The sequence below is a fragment of the Ferruginibacter sp. HRS2-29 genome, assembly GCF_024343615.1.
Lineage (GTDB): Bacteria > Bacteroidota > Bacteroidia > Chitinophagales > Chitinophagaceae > Ferruginibacter.
The window spans coordinates 109,325-133,070 of sequence record NZ_RJUB01000002.1; the positions used below are offsets into that span (position 1 = coordinate 109,325).

At 45.3% G+C, this 23,746-nt stretch carries 21 protein-coding genes; 11 read left to right on the plus strand and 10 right to left on the minus strand.

The features are described from left to right. Positions 1 to 145 precede the first annotated feature (145 nt). Positions 146 to 1,249 (minus strand): ABC transporter permease, encoded by a 1,104-nt coding sequence (locus EGI32_RS01385; protein ID WP_255153564.1) that lies wholly within the window; start codon positions 1,247 to 1,249, stop codon positions 146 to 148. On the opposite strand from EGI32_RS01385, the gene EGI32_RS01390 reads away from it, so the two are divergent. The 3 genes from EGI32_RS01390 to EGI32_RS01400 all read left to right on the plus strand — a co-directional run bounded on the left by EGI32_RS01390 (position 1,217) and on the right by EGI32_RS01400 (position 3,427). Continuing rightward, complete coding sequence (locus EGI32_RS01390) at positions 1,217 to 2,023, plus strand: DUF2490 domain-containing protein (protein ID WP_255153565.1); 807 nt, start codon at positions 1,217 to 1,219, stop codon at positions 2,021 to 2,023. The two genes, EGI32_RS01385 and EGI32_RS01390, sit on opposite strands and share 33 nt — an antisense overlap. Positions 2,024 to 2,110: 87 nt before the next feature. Then, on the plus strand, positions 2,111 to 2,674 hold the full coding sequence (locus EGI32_RS01395; RefSeq protein WP_255153566.1) for a hypothetical protein: 564 nt from the start codon (positions 2,111 to 2,113) through the stop codon (positions 2,672 to 2,674). A 9-nt stretch (positions 2,675 to 2,683) separates the two neighbouring features. Then, complete coding sequence (locus tag EGI32_RS01400; RefSeq protein WP_255153567.1) at positions 2,684 to 3,427, plus strand: LVIVD repeat-containing protein; 744 nt, start codon at positions 2,684 to 2,686, stop codon at positions 3,425 to 3,427. Position 3,428: 1 nt separating this feature from the next. Here EGI32_RS01400 and EGI32_RS01405 read toward each other — a convergent pair whose 3' ends face one another. Then, positions 3,429 to 4,913, minus strand: coding sequence for a malate:quinone oxidoreductase (locus EGI32_RS01405; protein ID WP_255153568.1), 1,485 nt, complete (start codon positions 4,911 to 4,913; stop codon positions 3,429 to 3,431). A 45-nt stretch (positions 4,914 to 4,958) separates the two neighbouring features. Next, positions 4,959 to 6,137 carry a glycosyltransferase gene (locus EGI32_RS01410; RefSeq protein ID WP_255153569.1) on the minus strand — a complete coding sequence of 393 codons (1,179 nt, stop codon included), beginning with the start codon at positions 6,135 to 6,137 and terminating at the stop codon, positions 4,959 to 4,961. A 96-nt stretch (positions 6,138 to 6,233) separates the two neighbouring features. On the opposite strand from EGI32_RS01410, the gene EGI32_RS01415 reads away from it, so the two are divergent. Continuing rightward, entirely contained in the window at positions 6,234 to 6,674 is a 441-nt protein-coding gene (locus EGI32_RS01415; protein ID WP_255153570.1) for a MarR family winged helix-turn-helix transcriptional regulator, read from the plus strand. Positions 6,675 to 6,789: 115 nt separating this feature from the next. Next, complete coding sequence (locus EGI32_RS01420) at positions 6,790 to 8,583, plus strand: acyl-CoA dehydrogenase family protein (RefSeq protein WP_255153571.1); 1,794 nt, start codon at positions 6,790 to 6,792, stop codon at positions 8,581 to 8,583. 122 nt (positions 8,584 to 8,705) lie between these two features. Here the strand turns inward: EGI32_RS01420 and EGI32_RS01425 are convergent, their stop codons facing one another. Continuing rightward, positions 8,706 to 9,164 carry a nuclear transport factor 2 family protein gene (locus tag EGI32_RS01425; RefSeq protein ID WP_255153572.1) on the minus strand — a complete coding sequence of 153 codons (459 nt, stop codon included), beginning with the start codon at positions 9,162 to 9,164 and terminating at the stop codon, positions 8,706 to 8,708. A gap of 178 nt (positions 9,165 to 9,342) precedes the next feature. Between EGI32_RS01425 and EGI32_RS01430 the strand changes: the two genes are divergently transcribed. The 3 genes from EGI32_RS01430 to EGI32_RS01440 all read left to right on the plus strand — a co-directional run bounded on the left by EGI32_RS01430 (position 9,343) and on the right by EGI32_RS01440 (position 12,178). After that, positions 9,343 to 10,647, plus strand: coding sequence for a beta-mannosidase (locus EGI32_RS01430; protein ID WP_255153573.1), 1,305 nt, complete (start codon positions 9,343 to 9,345; stop codon positions 10,645 to 10,647). A gap of 33 nt (positions 10,648 to 10,680) precedes the next feature. Beyond that, positions 10,681 to 11,349 (plus strand): SGNH/GDSL hydrolase family protein, encoded by a 669-nt coding sequence (locus EGI32_RS01435; RefSeq protein WP_255153574.1) that lies wholly within the window; start codon positions 10,681 to 10,683, stop codon positions 11,347 to 11,349. Between the two features lie 415 nt (positions 11,350 to 11,764). Beyond that, positions 11,765 to 12,178 (plus strand): hypothetical protein, encoded by a 414-nt coding sequence (locus EGI32_RS01440; protein WP_255153575.1) that lies wholly within the window; start codon positions 11,765 to 11,767, stop codon positions 12,176 to 12,178. A 177-nt stretch (positions 12,179 to 12,355) separates the two neighbouring features. On the opposite strand, the gene dnaN is transcribed toward EGI32_RS01440, so the two are convergent. Next, on the minus strand, positions 12,356 to 13,471 hold the full coding sequence (gene dnaN, locus EGI32_RS01445) for a DNA polymerase III subunit beta (protein ID WP_255153576.1): 1,116 nt from the start codon (positions 13,469 to 13,471) through the stop codon (positions 12,356 to 12,358). 264 nt (positions 13,472 to 13,735) lie between these two features. Between dnaN and EGI32_RS01450 the strand changes: the two genes are divergently transcribed. Beyond that, positions 13,736 to 14,203: a regulatory protein RecX gene (locus EGI32_RS01450; RefSeq protein WP_255153577.1), complete on the plus strand. Its 468-nt coding sequence runs from the start codon at positions 13,736 to 13,738 to the stop codon at positions 14,201 to 14,203. 60 nt (positions 14,204 to 14,263) lie between these two features. Continuing rightward, positions 14,264 to 14,743, plus strand: a complete 480-nt coding sequence (locus tag EGI32_RS01455; protein WP_255153578.1) for a GAF domain-containing protein — start codon at positions 14,264 to 14,266, stop codon at positions 14,741 to 14,743. 98 nt (positions 14,744 to 14,841) lie between these two features. Here the strand turns inward: EGI32_RS01455 and EGI32_RS01460 are convergent, their stop codons facing one another. Next, positions 14,842 to 15,450 carry a DNA-3-methyladenine glycosylase gene (locus EGI32_RS01460; RefSeq protein ID WP_255153579.1) on the minus strand — a complete coding sequence of 203 codons (609 nt, stop codon included), beginning with the start codon at positions 15,448 to 15,450 and terminating at the stop codon, positions 14,842 to 14,844. Between the two features lie 132 nt (positions 15,451 to 15,582). Between EGI32_RS01460 and EGI32_RS01465 the strand changes: the two genes are divergently transcribed. Beyond that, a complete protein-coding gene (locus EGI32_RS01465; protein WP_255153580.1) occupies positions 15,583 to 17,781 on the plus strand; it encodes a radical SAM protein in 2,199 nt (732 codons plus the stop codon). 382 nt (positions 17,782 to 18,163) lie between these two features. Here EGI32_RS01465 and EGI32_RS01470 read toward each other — a convergent pair whose 3' ends face one another. The 4 genes from EGI32_RS01470 to EGI32_RS01485 all read right to left on the minus strand — a co-directional run bounded on the left by EGI32_RS01470 (position 18,164) and on the right by EGI32_RS01485 (position 23,531). Further along, positions 18,164 to 18,589, minus strand: coding sequence for a small multi-drug export protein (locus EGI32_RS01470; RefSeq protein ID WP_255153581.1), 426 nt, complete (start codon positions 18,587 to 18,589; stop codon positions 18,164 to 18,166). A 145-nt stretch (positions 18,590 to 18,734) separates the two neighbouring features. Next, on the minus strand, positions 18,735 to 20,582 hold the full coding sequence (locus tag EGI32_RS01475) for an amidophosphoribosyltransferase (protein ID WP_255153582.1): 1,848 nt from the start codon (positions 20,580 to 20,582) through the stop codon (positions 18,735 to 18,737). Positions 20,583 to 20,691: 109 nt separating this feature from the next. Beyond that, complete coding sequence (locus tag EGI32_RS01480; protein ID WP_255153583.1) at positions 20,692 to 21,420, minus strand: outer membrane beta-barrel protein; 729 nt, start codon at positions 21,418 to 21,420, stop codon at positions 20,692 to 20,694. A gap of 182 nt (positions 21,421 to 21,602) precedes the next feature. Beyond that, entirely contained in the window at positions 21,603 to 23,531 is a 1,929-nt protein-coding gene (locus EGI32_RS01485; protein WP_255153584.1) for a gliding motility-associated C-terminal domain-containing protein, read from the minus strand. Positions 23,532 to 23,746 lie beyond the last annotated feature (215 nt).

The following is a 23,746-nucleotide window of genomic DNA, read 5'->3' on the forward strand; positions in this document are numbered from 1 at the left end:
GGTTTAAATTTAAGAATAGTATTTACATAAAATAAAAGGCAACTATTTTTTTTACGTTGCCTTTTGTTATATCTAATACACATCATAAAAATCCTTTCTGAGAGTTAAACAACCTTCGAAGTTTTGACTATTCACTATTGACTATTCACTGCCTTACGTCCACCGCATCCCTCAGCCCATTGCCCAATAAATTGAACGCCAGCACCAGCAACATGATTGCGAAGCCGGGAATGAGGGCCAGCATCGGGTTATGTGTTATCACAAAATTATAATTCTCTTTTATCATCAATCCCCAGCTGGGTTGTGGCGGTTGAACGCCGATGCCTAAAAAGCTGAGGCCTGCTTCTACAATGATAGCTGTAGCAAAATTGCCGGCGGCGATCACCATCAACGGGCCTAATATGTTCGGAAGAATATGCCGTAAGATGATCCGGCCGTTGCTGAAACCCAATGCCCTTGCGGCCTGCACATATTCCTGCTCCTTCAACGCCATCACCTGCCCACGTACCAGGCGGGCTACACTCACCCAAAGTGTGAGCCCTACGGCGATGAATATCTGCCAGAAACCTTTGCCCAGCGCCATGGTGAAGGCAAAAACCAGCAACAATGTGGGGATACTCCAGGTTACATTTACCAGCCACATGATGGCTTCGTCTACCCATCCCCGGTAGTAGCCGGCTAAAGCGCCCAGCAAGATGCCGAGTGTAAGCGAAATGAGTACGGCGATCAACCCTACTGCAATGCTCACCCGTGTGCCTATGATCAGCCTGCTCAGGATATCGCGGCCGAAAGCATCGGTACCCAGCCAGTATTTTTTGCGGATGATATGTTGTGTGATCTCCTCAGGATGACCATGGGTGATTGCGGCGATATTGAAAGATTGTTTTACAGTGGTGTCTTCGTCGATATAACGATCGATGACGATATCCGCACCGGCAATGCTGTAACCGGTGATCGGCACAAAGCGGTCGCCGCTGTGTTTTCCTTTGAACATAGCCGATAACCAGCCATCACGGGTCGTTTTATTATTGTCTGTGATCTTTAAAAATTGTTGTGTATACCCCGGTTTTTTTGCCTGTATTTCTACGGTCTGCAGGTCGGCAAACACCGTATTATCGGGGGCTAACAAGTAACCGAAACAAGCCATCAGGAAAGCCAGCACTATGATACACAAGCCGGCCATGGCCAGTTTGTTTTTTTTTAAACGTTGCCATGTTTGTGCCCTGAAAGAAAAATGTTGTTGGCGCATGATGTAAAATACAAATTCATTCGGGAATTACTGCAAAGCCTGGGAGAGAAAAGAAAGCAGATCGTTACTTTTGCAGCAGGTAAAACCATCATTTTTAAAAACGAGTTGATGCGAAAAATATATTTAAGCTTAATTGTCCTCTTTCTTTTTCCGGCAAAGAACCTGCTGGCGCAAAAATCTGATTTCGGTAACTGGCTTACTTATTTTGGTACAGGTAAGGTCAATGATAAGTGGAGCATCTGGACAGAAGCACAATACCGCAGCTACAATTTCATCGACGACAGGGAGCAGATCCTGCTGAGGGTGGCGGGCATTTATAACATCAATCCCACAGTAAGCATAGCGCAGGGGTATGGTTTTATCAGCGGAAGAAATTACAATTCGGCCGGGGTGGTTACCAATACTACCGAGCACCGGCTGTACCAGCAGCTGATCCTCCGCCAGCAATTCGGCCGCTTCAACCTGCAGCACCGCTACAGGATCGAAGAACGTTTTTTGAAAAATGATTTCAGGGTTCGTTTCCGCTATTTTCTCTCTACCAATGTGGCCCTAAACAAACCGGTGATGCAAAAAGGCACGGTTTATTTTTCCGCCTATAATGAAATATTCCTGCACACAGACCGGCCGCTCTTCGACCGCGACCGCTTATTTGGCGGGCTCGGCTACGTGTTCAGCAAAGATTTTCGTGTAGACGCCGGCGTTATGACGCAGATGCAGGAAAACCGCTCGAGGGCCCAATTTAACATCATGGCGTTTCATAATTTCAAATTATAGCATGTTTATCAATTTATATAACTGATAAATTTCATGCCGGGATGCAACATTTTAGCGTGTTAACGTATCTATGTTAAAAACCGGCTTATGAGATATTTTTTATCAGTGATTATTTTGCTTCAGCTTTGCTCGTGTTTTTGGGGTAAAAAGCCAGGCCCCGGCGATTATGTGGCTACTAAAGTATGGGGCTGGCGGCCGGTATATGCACACGAGTCCACTTATTCCGATCTTACGGTATCAAATACGCCACGTTCTGTAGAAAAGGCCGGTAAAATATATGTGTACGGCAATAAGATCTTTCAAAACGAGATAGGGAAGGGTATTCATGTGATTGACAACAGCAATTCCGCGGCCGCTCACCGCATTGCATTCTGGGGTTTGCCCGGCAATACCGAATTTTCTATAAAAGGGAATTATCTCTATGCCAATAATTACACCGACCTGGTAGTGATTGACCTCAGCAACAATACTTCGCCGCAGATCATCAAGAGAATAAAAAACAGCTTTATCGCTTACGATCAACAAAACCCTTACCCATGGCAGGCTCCGGAAGAAAGCGGATATTTCGATTGCCCCAATAGCTACCCCGATTCGATGGTAGTGAACTGGAGAAGAGACAGCATCAGTTCGAATTCCTGTTACAAGCCTTAACCAACTAATATGAAATATATTTTATTGATAGTTTGCGCAGCATTGTTTTTTACTTCCTGCGAAAAAGCCGGCGATGCGGCCGCAACCGGAAACAGCAACACTGCCGGAAAGGGCGGATCGCTTGCCAGGTTTACTATTGTAGGCGATTACCTGTATGCGGTAGACAATGTCATGCTGCATGTATATGACATTCACGATCCGGCAACAACGAGTATCGTAAACAGCGTTCCGCTTGGATTTGGTGTCGAAACGATCTATCCGTACAAGGACAAGCTCTTCATCGGCTCCCGCGATGGCATGTATATTTATTCGATCACAACACCTTCGTCGCCTGTGCTTTTGGGAGAGGCAAAACATACACGCAGCTGCGATCCGGTGGTGGCCAATGATTCCGTGGCATTTGTATCACTTATGGGCAACCAGCCTTGCGGACCGGCAGAAGACGGGATTTACACGTACAATATCAAAAACATCCTTACACCGGTACAGATTCATCTGAACAAGATCCCCACTCCAAATGGCATCGGGCTTCAGGACTCTATTTTATACGTTTGCCAGAAGACAAATGGTATGAGTATTTACAATGTAAAAAACCCTGCGGCCCCCGTTTTGAGAAACAAGATCACCGGCAAAACTTTTGAGGATGTCATCTGTTACGATAATATCCTGGTATGTTATATCAGTACCGGGCTGGCATTATACGATGTGAGTGTTCCATCGGCTCCGGTAGAATTATCATTGGTGAATAACTGATCTACAGTTCCAGCAATTCTTTCGAACGCTGTCTTTGACCCGCAGCCAAGGCGTCGTTTTCTATCAATGATTGTCCGTAAGACGGGATGAGATTTTTAAGTGTCGACTGCCATTTTTCACTTTGCATATTTTCTGCAAAGCAGTTTTTCAATACATCGAGCATGATAGAAACGGCTGTGGAAGCCCCCGGCGAAGCGCCCAGTAGCGCAGCCAACGTACCATCGGCAGCATTGACCAGTTCGGTCCCGAATTCGAGGATGCCTTTTCCATCTTTATCTTTTTTGATCACCTGTACCCGCTGCCCGGCTATGGCAAGCTCCCAATCTTTTCCATCTGCTTCAGGGTAATATTCCTGCAATGCTTCCAGCCTGTCCTTATCGCTTTGCGTAACTTGCTGAACAAGATATTTTGTCAGGGGTAAATTATGCCAGCCGGCGGATAACATCGGGAAGATATTATCTATTTCAATCGACAGAGGCAGGTCGAAATACGAACCGTTCTTCAAAAATTTTGTGGAGAAACCTGCAAATGGCCCAAAAAGTAATTCTTTTTTTCCATCAATCACACGGGTATCCAGGTGTGGTACACTCATGGGAGGTGCGCCTACACTGGCTTTGCCGTACACTTTTGCTTCATGCTGAGCTATAACCGCTTCGTTGGTGCACCGCAGCCATTGCCCACTTATAGGGAATCCGCCATATCCCCTGGCTTCTTCGATATCCGATCTTTCAAGCAATGGTAAAGTGCCGCCGCCAGCGCCGATGAAAACGAAGTCGGCCAACAGCTTTCTTTTTTCTTCCATTAAAAAATCTTCCACCGTCACCTTCCATTTGCCGTCTTTTTGTTTTTCCAGGTCTTTTACTTCGTGGCGGGTATAGATGTTTACGCCTTCCTGGTGATCAAGGTATTTGAGCATGGCTTCTGTAAGCGCCCCGAAGTTGATATCCGTACCGATCTCCATTCTTGTGGCAGCATGCTGCTCAGCCGCATCGCGGCCTTGCATCACCAGTGGCATCCATTGCGCCAGCAGGGTATTGTCTTCGGAATATTTCATTTCCCGGAACAACGTATATCTTGTCAGGGTTTCATGGCGCTTTTTAAGGTAAGCAGTATTTTCTTTTCCCCAAACAAAACTCATGTGGGGTACAGTGTGGATGAAAGATGCGGGATCCGATAATTTGTTTTGCTGCACAAGGCTGCTCCAGAATTGTTTGGACACTTCAAACGAGGAAGCGATTTTCAATGCTTTGCTGATATCGATGCTGCCATCTTCTTTTTCGGGGGTATAATTGAGTTCGCAAAAAGCGGAATGACCGGTACCGGCATTGTTCCAGCCATCGGAACTTTCGGCGGCTACCGCCGGCAGCCGCTCGTAAATATCTATGGTGATGCCCGGCTCCAGTTCTTTGAGAAAAATGGCCAGAGTGGCGCTCATGATGCCGGCGCCGATAAGAACGGCATGTTGGTGTTCGTTTTGTAAGTTCATGTTTGTAATATTTATTCCGGTTGACTACTCCATTGAGTTGTCAACTCATTTTACCTTCCGTTGCTTCCATTCGTAACTCCCGAATTTGCCCAGCCAACCCGCAATCACTGTATATAATATATGAAACGGCTGCGCCAGCGGAAACCACCACAGTAATTTTGCCCGGTCAAAAAACATTGCCACCGGAAAAAGGAAACGCATTTCTATCCATGTTTTCACCACCAGCATCAATACCCACCATTCTGCCAGGGAGAAAATAATGGTGATACCCGAAAGCTGAAAAGTAAAACGCGGATTGAACCAGGCCAATCCAAACGGAATGGCCAGCAGCAGGAAATTGAAAAGATAGACGATCAGCAGGACCGCAAATATTCTTTTGTCATCATATTTATCGGCTTTACTCGCCCATCGTATCCGCTGATTGAAAAAATCACGAAGCGTATCCATCGGGGCAGTTTCTACCACTACATCCGGGGATTTCAAAAAGTGAATATCATCAGGGTAACGAACGGCGATCTTATGCATGAGCAGCATATCATCGCCGCTGGCGATCCCATCGATTCCTTTGAAGCCCTCTACCGCAAAAAATGCTTCTTTACTGTAAGCGAGGTTGGCCCCGTTGCACATACTGTGCACACCCTGCTCCACCGAGGCACCGGTAATTCCCTGGAGCACCATGAAGTCCAGTAACTGAAAAATCCCCAGCAAAGACCGTCTCCTGCTGAAAGTGACAGGCATGGCGATAAATTTGGCATTTTCCTCGTTAAAAAAACTAACGATTGTTTGTAACCATAACGGAGGAACGATGCAATCGGCATCGGTAGTTATGATAAGCTCACCACTACTTTTTGCTATAGCCACTTCAATGGCTTTTTTCTTGTAAGAATTGATATTTTGGTGGGTAAATGAGCTTAAATCGATCAATTCTACCTGTTTATGGGCAAATTTTAGCACAATCGAGGCTGTTTCATCTTCTGAATGATCATCCACCACGATCACCTGCAATTGCTCCGCAGGAAAATCCTGTGCCGTAATGGATTCGAGGCATCGGCCAATATTTTTTTCCTCGTTACGGGCGGGAATGATCACCGTGACTTTTGTTGAAAATTTTTCTTTGGAAATGACGTAATCACTTATGGAATTCCAGGCACTACGATAGTATAATATCAGGAAGATATAAATCAACAGGAAAGCCAGTGATACAAATAAAACGATATATGCCATAAGATTTTTGCCTGGCCCAAAGCGCTGCTACCGGGCAAAAATAAAATTTTGAAATTTAAAATGAATGATTATCTTAGTGGTTGCATAAACAACTATATGTCAAACAACCAATTTAAACGGGGCGAACTTTATAGCTTTATCACCGGGAAGGCCAGTACGGCGATTGCGAGAAGGCTGCAAAAGAATTTCAGGGAGAACGGGATTGACATCACGATCGAGCAATGGAGTATCTTATATCATTTGTGGAAAGAAGACGGCATCAGCCAGCAGCAATTATGTGAGGCATCTTTCAGGGACAAACCGAGCATCACCCGCCTGGTGGATAATCTTGAAAAGATCAACCTGGTGAAAAGGGTGCCCAGCACCGACGATCGCCGCATCAACATGATCTACCTGACACAGGAAGCAAAAGACCTGCAGGATAAGCTCATGGAACTCGCTAACCAGACGTTGAATGAAGCATTGGTAGGCGTTACGAACGGGCAGATAGAAATTGCGAAGGAAGTACTGCAGACAGTTTATGAAAATCTCAAATAGAACCCCCTCCGCTCCCTCAAGGGGGAACTGAACTTAGCGGAGATCGAAAGAAAGAATAAATTTTAAATAATAACGCTCTGGCTCCCCTTTAGGGGCTGGGGGTAAAATTAAATCAATGAGCACAACAACATCCACAACAGCCAATTTGCTGAAAGGCGGTGAATGGCTGATCAAAGAAAGCAGCGCATTTGACACCTACACGCCCGAAGATTTTAACGAGGAGCAGAAGATGGTAAAAGAAATGTGCCTTCAGTTTCTCAACTCCGAAGTATTGCCGGTGATAGACCGGATCGACAAGATGGAAGAAGGGCTCATGCCTTCGCTGATGGTGAAAGCCGGCGAGCAGGGTTTATTGGGCGCCTCCATTCCTGAAGAACTGAATGGCCTGGGAAAAGATTTCATTACCTCAACCCTGGTGAATGAAGGGCTTGGAGGGGGTTACTCATTTAGTGTAGCCGTAGCGGCACATACCGGTATCGGTACATTGCCGATCCTTTATTTTGGAACAGAAGAACAAAAACAAAAATATATTCCCAAGCTGGCAACCGGCGAATGGAAAGGCGCTTACGGACTTACCGAGCCTAATAGCGGCAGTGATGCATTGGGTGCAAAAAGTACAGCAGTGCTGAGTGAAGATGGAAAACATTATATCCTCAACGGACAAAAATGCTGGATCACCAATGGCGGTTTTGCGGATGTATACACGGTGTTTGCAAAAGTGGATGGTGATAAATTTACCGGCTTTATCGTGGAGCGTGGTTTTGAAGGATTTACACAAGGTCCGGAAGAACACAAGATGGGCATCAAAGGTTCATCAACTGTTCAGCTCTATTTCCAGGATTGTAAAGTACCGGTAGAAAACCTGCTGGGCGAAGTGGGCAAGGGGCATATCATTGCTTTCAACATCCTCAACATCGGAAGGCTGAAGCTTTGCGCAGCAGCGTTGGGCGGCGCGAAGATGGCGTTGACCACTACGGTTGAATACGCCAATACCCGCGAACAATTTAAAACTGCGATCGCCAATTTTGGCGCTATCAAACATAAACTCGCCGAAGGGGCTATCCGCATCTGGGTGGGCGAAAGCGCCTTATACCGTACCAGTAAATGGATCGACGATAAGGAAGTAGAATTACAGGCGGCGGGCAAACCTTTCAACGAAGCATTGCTTGGAGCGGCAGAAGAATTTGCGATCGAATGTGCGATCCTGAAAGTGGATGGTAGTGAAGTGCTGGATTTTATTGTAGATGAAGGGGTGCAGATACATGGCGGTAACGGGTTCAGTGATGAATATATGATCAGCCGTGCTTACCGCGACAGCCGCATCAACCGTATCTACGAAGGAACAAACGAGATCAATCGCCTGCTTACGGTAGACATGATGCTGAAACGTGCCATGAAAGGCAAGCTGGACCTGATGGGGCCTGCGATGAAAGTGTCTAAAGAGCTGATGAGCATCCCGGATTTTGGTAGTGAAGATGAAGGCGCATTTGCTGCTGAATTGAAAACGATCGTGAACATGAAAAAGGCGATCCTGATGACTGCCGGTGCTGCCGTTCAAAAACTGATGATGAGCCTTAGCAACGAACAGGAAATACTGATGAACATAGCTGATATGGCCATACAGGTTTTTCATGCAGAGAGCGCTTTGCTTCGGGTGATGAAACTGGCGTATAAAGGAGAAGAAGCGGTATCCATCCAGATCGATATCATGCGCTGCTATCTCAATGATGCAGTGGATAAAGTAAACAAAGCCGGTAAAGAAGCCATCAACGCATTTGCCGACGGCGACGAACAACGAATGATGTTGCTTGGCCTGAAACGCTTTACCAAAGCCGCTCCGTTCAATAGTAAAGATGCGAGGAGAAGGATCGCGGATAAGCTGATTGCGGAAAATAAATATTTTCTGTGATGGTGAATAGTGAATAGTCAATGGTAAAACCTTCGAAGGTTACACAAATTATTTAATGTCGTCCATTTCGAAATTTTGTATAATAAGAAACTTTGATAAACGTATAAACTTCAAAGGTTTGACTATTGACTATTCACTATTGACTTTTCGTGTTCTTCATAAAAAGTAAAATGCGAAACCATTTCCCAAGCCTCTTTCCGCATCGCATATACCCGTACGTACTTCAAAAAATAATTATCGGTTCTGGCTGCTGATTTTTTCTGTACCGAAAGTCTTCCCCGCAGGATGGCGACGCCGGGATGTAACTCTACCTTTACCGAATCATGCTCACGCGTAGTGAAACCGCCTTTGGCCACCGACTTCAGCCACGAAGCCTTGTTGTCAATATTTCCTGAGCCATGGCTGAAAACAAAGTCATCGGCATAAAGCGTTTTCAATAAGCTGGTATCTTTTTGTACCACAAAATTATCTATTTGCTGATTTAGCTGAAGCAGTTTTGTGCTGTCTGAAGATTGCGCTTGCAACGAAAATGATAGCAGCAAACAAATAGAAAATATCGAAAGGATGTTGATTGTCTTCATGTAATAAAAATACTCAATTGGCTAATGGCATAGGGATTTTTCTACGAGAACGTTACCGATGGAAAATGTTAACCAGTTCGCAGTCCCTTAACTTCGGGTTGACTACTGCTATGAGTTGACAACTCACTGGAGTGGTCAACTCATATAAAATTGATAAGGTTGAAAAATTTGTACTAATTTGATCGTTCATAAAAATGCCATGGCCCGTAAGTTTTTCCTCATCCTTTTTTTACCGACTGTTGTTTTTTCTGCGCAGGCACAACAATCTTCTTTCGTAAAAGCACACGACGGGAAATTCACTATTGAAGGAAAACCTTATCGTTTCATTGGCGCCAATTATTGGTTTGCCGGTATATTGGGCACTACGGAAGCTGGTAAAGCACGCATTGTTAAAGAACTGGATTTTTTGATTGCCCATGGTGTTGACAACCTGAGGGTGATGGCCGTTGCCGAAGGCTCCGGGTTGATCAGTGGAGTGGAGCGGGTTCAACCCGCCTTTCAGCAGGAGAAAGGTAAATATGATACCACGCTGCTGAAAGCCCTGGATTTTTTGCTGGCGGAAATGAGTCGGCGCCATATGAAAGCGGTACTATATCTTTCCAACAACTGGGAATGGAGTGGTGGTTTTTTGCAGTACCTCAACTGGAACGGATTGCTGCCCGACAGCGTTATGCGGCGCAAGCTTACCTGGGATGAGCAAAGGGATTATACGAGCAAATTTTACGGATGTAAACCTTGCATAGAGCAGCAAAAAAAAGTGCTGCAAATGATCGTGCAGCGTACCAACAGTATCACCGGACAAAAATATGCCGACGACCCCTCTATCATGAGCTGGGAACTGGCCAATGAGCCAAGGCCGATGCGCCCCGGGGCATACAGGGAATATCAACATTGGATATTTTCCACGTCTGAACTGATCAAAACACTGGATAAAAATCACCTGGTCACTACAGGCATGGAAGGTGATATTGGGACGGAAGGCATGGCGAATTTCATTGCACTCCACGACAGTAAATATATCGACTATGCCACCATACATATCTGGCCAAAAAACTGGGGCTGGTTCAGCGATACAAGTATTACCAAAAGCCGGGATACCATTTACAAAAATAGCCGCAACTTCATTGATCGCCATGAAGCAGTGATGCGTAAAATAAAAAAACCGATGGTGATAGAAGAGTTTGGGTTGCCCCGTGATCAGCATTCGTTTTTGCTTACATCCACCACCAACAGCCGCGATCAATATTATGCTTTCATATTTGACCAGTTGCTGGAAAACATAAAAAAGGGAGGGGTTATACAGGGAGCCAACTTCTGGGCACTTGGTGGTGCGGGCCGTCCGTCGTACAAACAACCGCTCTGGCAAAAAGGCGAAGACCTGCTTGGAGACCCACCGATGGAAGAACAGGGATTGAATGCAGTTTTTGATACCGATGAAAGTACGTGGAAGTTAATTGCCGATTATATCAAAAAAATAAAATAGTAACCGCATTTACACGAATGTAAAACTTTGCATATGAAAATTATCCTCACCATTTCTGTTGTTACATTTATGATCGCAACACTTGCTATGACCCATGCAAAAAAGAATAAAGTGATTTTCTTTGGTGATTCCATCACACAGATGGGGATTGACAAAGGAGGTTATATCGATCGCCTGAAAAACGACCTGCAGAAAAAAGGGTTGCAGGATAAATTCGAGCTGCTGGGCGCGGGCATTGGCGGCAACAAGATATATGACCTTTATCTCCGTATGCCCGAAGATGTGCTGGATAAAAAGCCAAACACAGTAGTGATCTGGGAAGGTGTGAATGATGTATGGCATAAATCCTGGGGCACAGGAACCGATCTTGATAAGTACGAAAAATTTTATGTTGCAATCATAAAAAAATTACAGGCGCAAAAGATCCAGGTGATCGTTACAACCCCGGCCGTTATTGGTGAAAAGCATGATGGCACCAATACACAGGATAAAGACCTGGATGCTTACAGCGATGTAATAAGAAAATTATCAAAAGAATATAATTGCAAGCTGGTAGACCTCCGCAGGATCTTTATGCAATATGAAAAAGAACACAATCCCGAAAATAAAGAATCGGGAATATTGACTACCGATAAGGTCCACCTGAACGAAGTGGGCAATCAACTCGTTGCGGATGAAATGCTGAGCGCTTTGATCAATTAAGAATTAAAAATTAAGAATGACACTTCGCATAGGAAGAACTTCCTTTCTCTGCACAAACCCTCCTATTTTCACTATTGACCATTCTCTATTGACTATTGTTGCCAAATTGTTAACGCCCACCCCGTTTTTTTCCTTGGGCATAGGTTTTCCCGTTCGCTGAAACCCTTTACTGTAAAGGGTTTCAGAAATTATACACAAGTTTTGCCATAATAAATCCTTTTAAAACTTGTGTTGCAAGCCGAAAAAAGGCGACGTACTTTTGTTCTATCAAAGTAATTGAAGCTGTTCTTAGTAAAAAATTTACTACAGCATATCACTTCTACTTCTCTTCTTTTGCCTACCATCTGAGTATTTCATTCGATCGCCTCCGTTAGAAATGATAGACATATTATTAACCATGAAAATTAAAATTATTATGAAAGCAACTTATTTTAAAGCAGCACGTTTTATCGCCATCGTTTTTGCAGCGGTAGCATTAGTATCAAACCCGGTATCAGCAGGCACTCCAGGCGAAGACACCGTAGAAAAACCATTGGTAGTTACTTACCTCGGCACGGTGAATGCACAGCCACTTTTCCAGGTAGACCTTAACAACGCTTCAGCAGACGACCTTACCCTGGTATTGGAAAACGAAGCAGGAGATGTATTGTACACACAGAAGATCAAAGAAACCAGCTTCACCAAAAAAATACAGCTGGATACCAACGAAACAGAGATCAACCTGAACCTCTACGTTTATTCTGCAAAGAATAAAACAAAACAAGTCTACCAGATCAATAAGATCACAAGGGTAGTAGACGATGTGGTGGTGAACCAACGTAAGAACTAATAAAGCATTTGACATAAAAACTAAATCGCCCTTTCAAGTCTTGAAAGGGCGATTTAGTTTTTTCAAATTACGAATTACGAATTACGAATTATTTTCTTAATAACTTTGGCAGAGAAATAATATTCATCCTCCGGACAAACTGCATATTTTCACTATTGACTATTCACCATTCACTGCCTAGTTGTTCAACATCAACGGCATCACCAGCATCAGCAGTTCTTCGTTTTCTTCCTGCTCGCTTGGTTTGATGATGCCTGCTTTTGTAGGCGTACTCAACTCTACAATGATCTCTTCGGTGCTGGCGCCATTGAGCATTTCGATCAGGAATTTTGCGTTGAATGCAATCTGCAGATCTTCGCCATCGTACTGGCAAGCCATGCGCTCGTTACCTTCAAAACTGAAGTCAACATCCTGGGAGGCAAGCTGGAGCTCGCTTCCGCTGATGCTCAAAGCCACCTGGTTGGTACTTTTATTACTGAACACGCTTACACGGCGCAAAGCGCTCTGGAAGTCGCTGCGGTTAACAGTCATCTTGTACGGGTTGTCAACCGGGATCACCACTTTATAATCCGGGAAACGGGCATCGATCAGCCGGCACACCAGTTCGGTTCCGCCATGCTTTACAAAAAGATGGTTGCTGTTGTAAGAAATATTCAGTTCATCTTCATTATCCGGCAAAGCGCTTTTCAAAAGGTTCAGCGGTTTTTTAGGAACGATGAAAGAATCTTTTTGCGGGCAAGCCACATCCGTGCGGGTAAATTTTACCAGCCTGTGAGCATCGGTAGCCACGAAGCTGATGCCTTTTTTATCAAGTTCAAAAAACACCCCTGTCATAGCCGGACGAAGATCGTCGTTGCTTACGGCAAAGATCGCTTTGTTGATAGCGGTTACCAATGCAGAAGAAGTCATGGTAAAGTTATTGGCATCGTCAGCGGCAGGTTCTTTCGGAAAGTTATCCGGGTTTTCGCCCATCACTTTATATTTACCATTATCGCTGGTGATCTCTACTCCAAAGTTTTTATCGATGTTGAAAGTCAGCGGTTGCTCCGCGATATTTTTCAGGGAATCCAGGAGGATCTTTGCAGGGATACAAACTTTCCCGCTGTCTTTGGCTTCAATATCCAGGTGAACTTTCATCACGGTTTCGAGATCGGTAGCCACTACGGTCAGCTTGTTTTTCTCTATCTCAAAAAGAAAATCTTCCAGTATCGGCAAAACGGTATTGGCATTGATCACCCCACTAATTTGTTGCAGTTGTTTCAGCAAAGCCGAAGACGAAACGATAAACTTCATATAAGTTGTTTGTTAAAGTAAAAGCTTTTAAGTACGGCAAGATAAAGTTTTTTAAGTGAATGGTGAATAGTCAATAGTGAAATCTTCGCGGCTTTTTGCTCATAATGCATGTATTTCTATTTCGAAATCTCTTTTTTCCTTCCCCACGCCTGCAACGGCCCTGCATTTTAAACTAATTTTGCCTTTTACTGTGCGGTAGGGTAAACCTGCAAAGAATTCTTACTGTCTGCATATTTTGACTATTGACTATTCACTATTGACCACATGCGCCCACTCAACATAGGAACCGAAAAAGCTTTCCAAAAGATCAAACATTACTGTGCCTACCAGGAGCGCAGCCATTACGAAGTGAAAGAAAAACTGTACAGTTTTGGTTTGTATAAAAATGAAGTGGAAGAATTGCTTTCCAGCCTGATAGAAGAAAATTACCTGAATGAAGAGCGTTTTGCCATTGCTTTTGCCGGTGGCAAATTCAGGATGAAGCAATGGGGCAAAGTGAAGATCAATTATGAGCTCAAACAAAAAGGGGTAAGCCCATATAATATCAAAAAGGCGCTTCAATCGATAGGAGAGGAAGATTATGAAAAGGCCTTCCGGAAGCTTGCAGGCGCAAAACTGGAGACGCTCCGCTCCGAGAAGAATATTTTCATTAAGAAGAAAAAAGTGCAGCAATATTTACTACAAAAGGGATTTGAAACGGGGATGATCAGTGGATTTCTAAATGGGGTATAATCGTCTGGCACCAGACACTCCGGGGTTGTAAGAAAACCCCGGAGGTCTTACCTTTGCACGATGGCAGAAGACTTACAAATAAGCAAAGGCACAAAAGAAGAGCAATACAGGGATTTGATTCCGCAGGTAAAAGGCCTCTTGGAAGGCGAAGAAGACCTGGTGGCCAACCTGGCCAACGTTGCCGGGGCATTGAAAGAACAGTTTGGCTGGTTCTGGATAGGCTTTTACCTGGTGAAAAAAGAAGAGCTGGTGCTCGGTCCTTTCCAGGGGCCGGTGGCCTGTACCCGTATCAAAAAAGGCCGCGGCGTATGTGGTACCAGCTGGGCAGAAGCCCGTACCCTGATCGTACCGGATGTGGAGAAATTTCCGGGGCATATTGCGTGCAGCAGCCTTTCAAGATCGGAAATTGTAGTGCCGCTTTTCAACTCCCGCAAAGAAGTAGTGGGTGTACTGGATGCCGATAGCGAATTATTGGATCATTACGATGAAACGGATAAGCAATTTTTGGAAGAGATCTGCAGCCTCATCAACTTCGAATAATACAGACACCACGGACGACGGACCACCGTCTATCTTAGTGAAAGGGGCCAAAACGAATGAAGGCCTGTTGTCTGCGGTCCGTGGCCTGTGGCCTGTCGTCAGTTCTTCGGCTCATTATCTTTCCAGTTCCACAAATACCTGCAGGCATACGTACGGTATGGGCGCCATTTTTCAGCTATTTTAATCATTTGTTGCCGCATCGCTTTTTTATCTTCCGTATCTATTTTATACAACCTCGCCATTGCCTGCTGGATGCCGAGATCGTCTACCGCGAATACATCTTCACGGCCCAGAGAGAACATCAGGATCATCTCCACAGTCCAGCGGCCAATCCCTTTTATCTGGGTGAGAAATTCTATCAGCTCTTCATTTTCCATCTTGTGCAGCTTCGCATCCGAAACCTTATTTTCAATGAAAAACGTGCAGACATTCTGTATGTACCGCACTTTGGCATTGGAGAGCCCGATGCCGCGTAAATCATCAAACGGAACCGCCAGGATATCCTGTGCCGGGGGTGTTTTCCTGTTAAAGAGCGCCAGGAACCGGGCATAGATCACCGCGGCCACTTTGGTACTCAGCTGCTGGCTCATGATGGAAGAGCATAACCGCAGGTGGATCGCATTTCTTTTTTCCAGGATGTATTCCTCCTGCTGGTCGATTACTTTTTTAAATTTTTTATCTTTGCTGAGGTGTAGACGATGGCTCATATTTTTTTAATTACGCGAATTTTTAAAACCCCGGAGGTTTTCAAAACCTCCGGGGTTTGGACAATCTGCAAATTCGTGCAATTCGCTTAATTCGTGCAATAAAGAAGTAATTTTGCACTTTAAATCTTTCATTTGAGCGCAACCGTCTTCCTTATCACCCCACCATTCACCCAGCTGAATACCCCTTACCCCGGCACGGCCTACCTGAAGGGGTTCCTCAATACCAGGGGCATTTCATCTTACCAGGCCGATTTTGGTATCGAAGTCACGCTGGCGCTTTTTAGTAAAGAAGGGCTCACCACCTTGTTTTCCCGCATAGCGGAAACCGGAAAGGAATTGTCGGCCAATGCTCAGCGGATGCTGGCTTTGAAAGATGATTACATCGAAACGATTGATGCGGCCATCCTTTTTTTACAGGGAAAAAATGCTACCCTTGCCGACAGGATCTGCAAACGCGACCTCTTGCCCGAAGCCAGCCGCTTTGCGCAGCTCGACGACCTGCAATGGGCTTTCGGCAGCATGGGTACGCAGGATAAGGCCAAACATATTGCCACCATGTACCTCGAAGACCTTTCGGATATCATTGCCGAATGTGTGGACGAACACTTTGGCTTTAGCCGCTACGCGGAAAGGCTGGGAAGATCGGCCAACAGCTTCGACGAATTGTACGAAAGCCTTCAGCAGCCTTACACTTATATAGACACCATCCTCATCAATCTTTTAGAAAAAAGGATCAATCAAATACAGCCTCAAATGGTGGCGCTTTCGGTTCCTTTTCCCGGAAACCTGTATACTTCGTTGCGATGCGCACAATACATCCGGAAAAACTATCCGCATATCAAAGTGGCCATGGGGGGCGGTTTTGCCAATACCGAGTTACGGTCGCTGTCGGACGAAAGGGTATTTGAGTTTTACGATTTCGTCACCCTGGATGATGGCGAAGCACCCATTGAAAACCTGGTAAAATATGTACAGGGAAACCTTGAAGCGACAGCGTTGAAACGTACATTTTTGATGCTGGACGGCAAACTGGAGTACATCAATAATAAATCCTGCAAAGATTACCGCCAGGGCGAAGTGGGTACCCCGGACTACAGCGATTTTTTTCTCGACAGTTATATTTCGGCGATAGAAGTTGCCAACCCGATGCACAAAATGTGGAGCGATGGCCGCTGGAACAAACTCACGATGGCGCATGGATGTTACTGGGGCAAATGTACCTTTTGCGATATCTCGCTCGATTATATAAGATTGTATGAGCCGATAGCCGCCGAATTGCTGTGCAACCGCATGGAAGAAATGATTGCCCAGACCGGGCAAACAGGTTTCCACTTTGTGGATGAAGCGGCACCACCGGCGCTGATGCGGGCTTTGGCTATAGAGATCATCAAACGAAAACTCACCGTAAGCTGGTGGACGAACATCCGGTTTGAAAAAAGCTTCACCCGCGACCTGTGCCTGCTGCTGAAAGCTTCGGGATGCATCGCGGTATCTGGTGGGCTGGAAGTGGCGGGCGACCGGCTGCTGCAGCTGATTCAAAAAGGCATCACGGTGGCTCAGGTGGCAAAAGTAAACCAGCATTTCAGCGAAGCGGGCATCATGGTACACGCCTACCTCATGTATGGGTTCCCCACGCAAACGGCGCAGGAAACGATCGACAGCCTGGAAATGATCCGGCAGATGTTTCAGCAGGGCGTACTTCAATCGGCTTTCTGGCACCAGTTTGCCATGACGGCCCATAGTCCCGTTGGCCTCAATCCTGAAAAATACAGCGTGGTAAAAGAAACGGAAGCCATTGGCACATTTGCCAACAATGATATCGTACACAATGACCCTACCGGTGCCGATCATGACAGTTTCAGTTTTGGCCTCAAAAAATCGTTGCTGAATTATATGCATAATATCGGCCTGGAAGAAAACCTGCAGAAATGGTTTGAGTTCAAGATCCCCAAAACGAAAGTACCCCCGGATTATATAGCCAATATATTGAACCAGGACGACGAGTTAAGCTTTAAACCTACGGCAAAAATTGTATGGCTGGGCAAGCAGCCGAAAGTGGATTATTTTACGCAAAGTAAAAAGGGCAATTCACGCGAAATGGCGACGCTTAATTTTGAGACAAAAAAAGAAACCCTGCAGTTTCAGATGCTGAGATCGCAGGCGGACTGGCTCACACAAAAACTAACTGATATTAGTATTTATAACGAGAAGGCGCTGACTTTACAGGATTTAAAAAATGACTACGAATCACGGGAAATGGAAGATTTTGAGCTCTTTTGGGACAATAAACCCATGAATATGCTGTATAAAGCAGGATTATTGAAATTATAAGAGATTTTTAATTTTTATTACAGGATTTGCCCGGTAGTGTAAATCTGTTGAGATTTGAAAATTTTGCCAGGAAGGGTAAATAAGCGAAAAAATGATTTTGCAAAATAGAGAGACCCTGTCCACTTTTTTCAAAAAAATTTTTTTGAAAAAAGTGGACAGTTTTTTTCGAAACTTTAATTCGAAAGTTTCCCATATTTCTTTAAATCTGATTTCAGCGAGTGCCCTGTCTATTGGAAGGAACCATTCGTCTTATAACAAAAGTGAAAACGTGTAAGAGAAAACTGCCGGAGTTCGCGACTAAATTGAAGATAAGCCATAAATATTTTTCCCGAAAAAGTTTTACGGAATGCCCGGTGTTCTATTTTTTCTTATTCATTGTTTTTTATGAAATAGCGGAAGCTCCTACATGCCCAATGCCGGTAAATATAGCGGCCCTTGCCAATACCCCCAGGCAGCACCAGATGATCATTTTATGAAGTGGCGCATTAAAACCAACACCTACCGCAATACTGATTGGTGCCCCTACGGTAAAAGTGCCCAGCAAACCCAGCCCGATGATGCCATATTTCTCCCAGATCTTATAGACCATCCCGGTCTTGGGCTTTTCCTTTTTTGGCTTGCGGTATTTTGATAAAAAGGCTTCGATCTTATCGCCGAGGAATACAGCAATAAACACTCCCGCCAATCCGCCCGCAAGGCTGGCAAAAAATATTACCCAGGGATTCAACCCCATTGCGAAGCCAGCAGGAATGGCGGCGTAAATTTCAAATGTGGCAAGGCCGGCTACAGTGAGGATCTTTAAAAGCATGTCAATAGTGAATAGTGAATGGTCAATAGTGAAAATATGCAGTTTGTTCGGAGTATGAAAATTATTTCTCTGTAAGGTCATTATTTGGCTCCAATGACCAATAAAACAGGCATTCGTAATTCTTAATTTTTAATTCGTAATTGAATTAATAGCCTCTTACATTTTTCCCTTCCATATAATTCATAAAAGCTTTATTACAAACCTTGTTGCCACCCGGAGTAGGGTAGTTGCCGGTGAAGTACCAGTCGCCTTTATTATTCGGGCAGGCTTCGTGCAAAGTTTCAATGGTCTGGTAAATCACGTCTACCGGGATATCAATGTCTTTCGGCGTGATCAGTTGTGCGATCTTGGCGGATATCTGCTCCAGCGAAAACGGTTTGTATACCTGGCGCACGATATTTTCGGTATGAAGCTGGTTATTGCGTTGCAATGTCTTGCATTTCTCCAGTAATTCTGTAAGCAAACTTTCCTGCCCGCTTTCTTTCAGTAATTCCACCGCGGCTTTAAACGCGATGAAATCGCCCATTTTACTCATATCGATACCGTAACAATCCGGGTAGCGTATCTGCGGTGCAGAAGAAACAATGATGATGCGTTTCGGCTTCAGCCTGCTCAGCATACGGATGATGCTTTCCTTTAAAGTAGTGCCACGTACGATGCTGTCATCTATCACCACCAGCGTATCCTGGTCTTTTTTCACGGTACCGTAAGTGATATCATATACGTGCTGCACCATTTCGTTGCGGCTGGAATCTTCGGTAATGAAAGTGCGCAGCTTCACATCCTTGATGGCGATCTTTTCAATACGGATCTTCCTGTTCACCATTTCCGATAATTTATCGGCATCAAAATCCTTGTTCCAGCTCAATATCCGCTCGATCTTTATCTGGTTGAGATAATCTTCGGCACCTTTTATCATTCCGTAAAAAGCGGTTTCTGCGGTATTGGGTATGAACGAGAAAATGGTGTTTTTCAGATCGTAATCCACAGCCTTCAGCAAAACCGGGCTGAGGTTGTACCCGAGTGCAATACGCTCGCGGTATATTTTTTCATCGCTGCCGCGACTGAAATAGATACGTTCAAAGCTGCAGGCTTTACGCTCTTTGGCCGGAACGATCTGCTCGATGGTATAACTGCCATCTGCACGGGCAATCAATGCGGTGCCGGGCATCAGCTCCTGTACTTCGTTCTCTTCCAGGTTGAAAGCGGTGCGAATGGCAGCCCGTTCGCTGGCAGCCACGATCACATCTTCGTTGATATAATAATAAGAAGGGCGTATGCCATGCGCATCCCTTACCACAAAACCATCGCCATTACCCACTAGGCCACCGAAGTGGAAACCCCCGTCGAACAAGGGCACAGCTTTTTTCAACACACTCACGATATCCATTTCGCCTTCGTTGTTCTCATCGGCTTTCACCAGGAAATGGTGTACCACTTCCATCATGGCGGCAAGATCGCTCTGGCATTGGAATTCGCCGGGGCTCATATTGATGAGGTCAAAAAGTTCTTCTGTATTTACAAGGTTGAAGTTGCCCGCCAGCGCCAGGTTGCGGCTGGGGATGGTATTCTTTTTTATGAAGGGATGGCAGAAATTGACATCGTTTTTTCCCTGTGTGCCGTAGCGCAAATGGCCTAGCAAAACCTCACCCATCACATTGATATGCCCCTTCATCAATCCCGGGTGGTTGCGGATATCCGGCTGGTATTTCTCCACTTCTTCAATCTCTTTGCCGATCTGCGAAAAAAGGTCCGCTATAGGCTGTGGGGCATTGCTGCGGAGCCGGTAAAGAAACGGATAACCGGGTTCCGTATCGAGCTTGATGGTAGCGATCCCGGCGCCATCCTGGCCACGGTTGTGTTGTTTTTCCATCAGCAGGTATAGCTTATTAAGGCCATACAAAACTGAATCATATTTCTGTTGGTAAAAACTGAATGGTTTCCGGAGACGAATGAAAGCCAGGCCACATTCGTGTTTGATTGCGTCGCTCATGTGCAGAGGTGACTGTGATGAGTTGCAAAATTAGGTTATTGCAGTACACCAAACAAAAAACCATCGACGATTATCGATGGTTTTGCAAATATTTGAATATTGATAACAATTATAAACCGCTTATCGTAAGCCCGATCTGCACTGCTTTGATGTCCTGGGCCACCCCATCTTTAAATACAGGAGTAAGGCTGTAAGAACCAAACAGGCTGAAAATACCGTACCCTACGCGGGCTGTAGCAGCCAGGTTGGTGCTGTTGAAATAAGATTTGCTGGAAACCTTATCGATAGAATTGGCGATACGTGTACCCGCTTTGTTTTCAAGGTCTTTTCCTTTTGTAGCGCCTTTCAGCAACGTACCTATTTTGAGGCCGATAGCCGCTTTCAGCGATTTATTGGGATTTTCAGGATTTGCTGTAAAACGGAATTCAACGGGTACCTGCAAATAGCTGGTAGTCAGTTTGTATTTTTTATAATGATTGGAACTGTCAGTAGCAACAAATGGCAAGACCGATGCGGTGCTGGCAATATTTACATTCATATTTTTGAAATAGATGGCATTGGTACCGATACCAAGTCCGAATGCTACGCTGAAACGTGGGTCGCCCTTGAAAGGCTTGTTCAGCATAAGGTATACATTTCCACTGCGGTTGAGGCTTTTGATGTGGCTGTCGATGCTGTCTGGAGTGCCCGACCACATATTCTGTGCTAACTGTAGCATGAAGTGATCACCGGCCCGGCTTACAATTTCAGAAACTTTATCTTTTTTTTCAGTAGTCGTCTGCGAGAAGGCAGAAACAGAAGCGGTAAGTGCAAGGAAAGCCACTAATAATTTTCTCATAATGTGTTCTTGTGCGGCAAAAATAATTGTCAGCACGGTTAATGAAAGGTTAAATGATCAGTTAAAAACCGCGGTCAAGGCGGGATTCCGCGAAAGCGGGAGGCAAATGTAAGATTTATAACCCTAAATAAACCCCGCAGGTTTTACAACCCCGGAGGTTTTCAAACCCTGCGGGGTTTGCATCAACGTAGCACCAACACCGTACCTTTTAATATTCCCGGTGCTTTTTTGAGATCGATCACATAAGTATATGCGCCTGCCGGAACATCTTCTCCTTTGAACTTCCCGTTCCAGGCAATATTTGCGTTCCTGGTTTGAAATACAACTTGTCCGTATCGGTTGAACACACTCAGTTCAAAACCGGGAAATGCATTGAGTGCCGGAATATTCCAGGTAGGATTGATCGCATCGCCATTGGGTGTAAAGGCACTTGGGATATAAATGCCTTTATAAAACTTTACATCCACCGCGTCGGTTGATATGCCGCATCCGTTGTTCGATTCTACCGTGAGCGTATAAGTAATATCCGTAGTGGGCGTAACCGAAGGCTGCAGGGATTGCGGATTACTCAGGAACTGTGCCGGCGACCAGTTGAACCGAAGATAAGTGCCATCGATGCTGCCCGAAAGGTTGACGGTCTGGCCTTCCACCAGGAATTTATCGGGGCCCGCATTGGCGAAAGCTTTTACAAACACAGTTACATCCACCGTAGCCGTATCCTTACAACCTGCGGCATTGCTCACAATAGCCAGATACTTTGTGGTAGCCTCCGGTGATGCTTTCGGATTGGCTATAACCGTAGACGAAAGCCCTGCAGAAGGTTGCCACTCGTAACTGATGCCACCCGAAACACCCAACTGTGCACTGTCTTTTGTGCAGATGGAAGCCGTAGGTGAAGTAACCACAGCTACCGGCAATGCATTTACAACAACAGTTGTATTGGTCGTGGCTTTACAGCCGGCGGCATTGGTTACAGTAACATTGTAAACACCTCCCTGTGCAAGTTGAATATTATTTCTTGCAGAAGGACTCCCGGTAGAAGTATATCCGCCCGGGCCTGTCCAGTTGTAGGTGGTACCGCCTGAAGCTGTGAGGGATAAATTGGCACCCACGCATAAAGGCCCGTTGCTGGAAGCAGCGGCAACAGGATTGGCATTCACATTTACAGTGATCGGTTGCGACGATATCCTGCAGGCAGCCGAACCCATGTTTCCTGTTTCGGCCACATTAAGCCTGTATTGATAAATGCCTGGTGCGGCGTTGGCCGCGAAGTTTCGTGTTAAAGTTGTGGTGGTTTGCCCGGCTATATCCGACCATGCACCATTATTGAACCTCTGCTGCCATTGAAAAACCGGCACTAAAAACCCGCCGGAAACGGTGCAGGAGAAATTATAATTCTTCGCCGTTCCTTCGCAGATATTCGCGATGGTAGAAGGCTCGCCGGTAATGGCGGGTGTAAGCTGGGGGCCGCAGGGGCGGAAAGTGATATCATCGAGCGCAAGATCGTTCCCGCAGCCACCAGGAGCGTTGTTCTTTATTCGCACAATGATATTGGATCCTGCCGGCGGTGTGGTAAAAAAGAAACCGTATTGTGTCCAGGTAGGCGAAACAGTAGGGGGAATATTACCCGTATTGTAGGTTTTTAATACCGTGCCATCTGTTTTTTCGATGGTAAAAGTGAGGTTGGGCTGGTTGGATGACCCGCCGCAGGAAGAAGGAAGGATCACATTGGCCACCCATGCGGCAAACTCGTAAGTGCTGTTGCCGCAGAGCCCGTTGATCTGCTCCACGTAAAAATCTTTGGGATCGATGGATGCATTCACCAGCATGAAATAACCATTGGGATCGCCAGTGTGATCGCTGCCTAAAGTAAACCAGCTGTTTCCAAAACAAGCCGTGGTGCTGCTTCTAACGGTATAACTCCCATCGTTCGGACAATCGGTATTGGTATAGCTATAACCTGTAGCCGCGGAAGTAAGCGGTGCACCGGGATTGCTGCCAGCGCCAAAAGTGATGTTCACGATAGGGTCGCCAAGGCTGCCCTGGCAAAGCTGTGCCATAACTCCTGTGGAGAGAAAAAAGAATACAAAAAAAAGGAAGCTTCTGGTCATGCTATGCAAATATCTATAATCAATTAAGAATTAAAAATTAAGAATTAAGAAAAGCGCTGATTAAAAGTGAGTCCTCAAATTCAACGGATATATGTTACAAATAATTTGTACGACTTGCCTGGTAAAGAAACAATCTGCGAAATCCGCGTAATCCTTTTTAATCTGTGATTGATAAGAAAAACCCGGATAGACATCCGGGTTGTTCAAACCTTAAA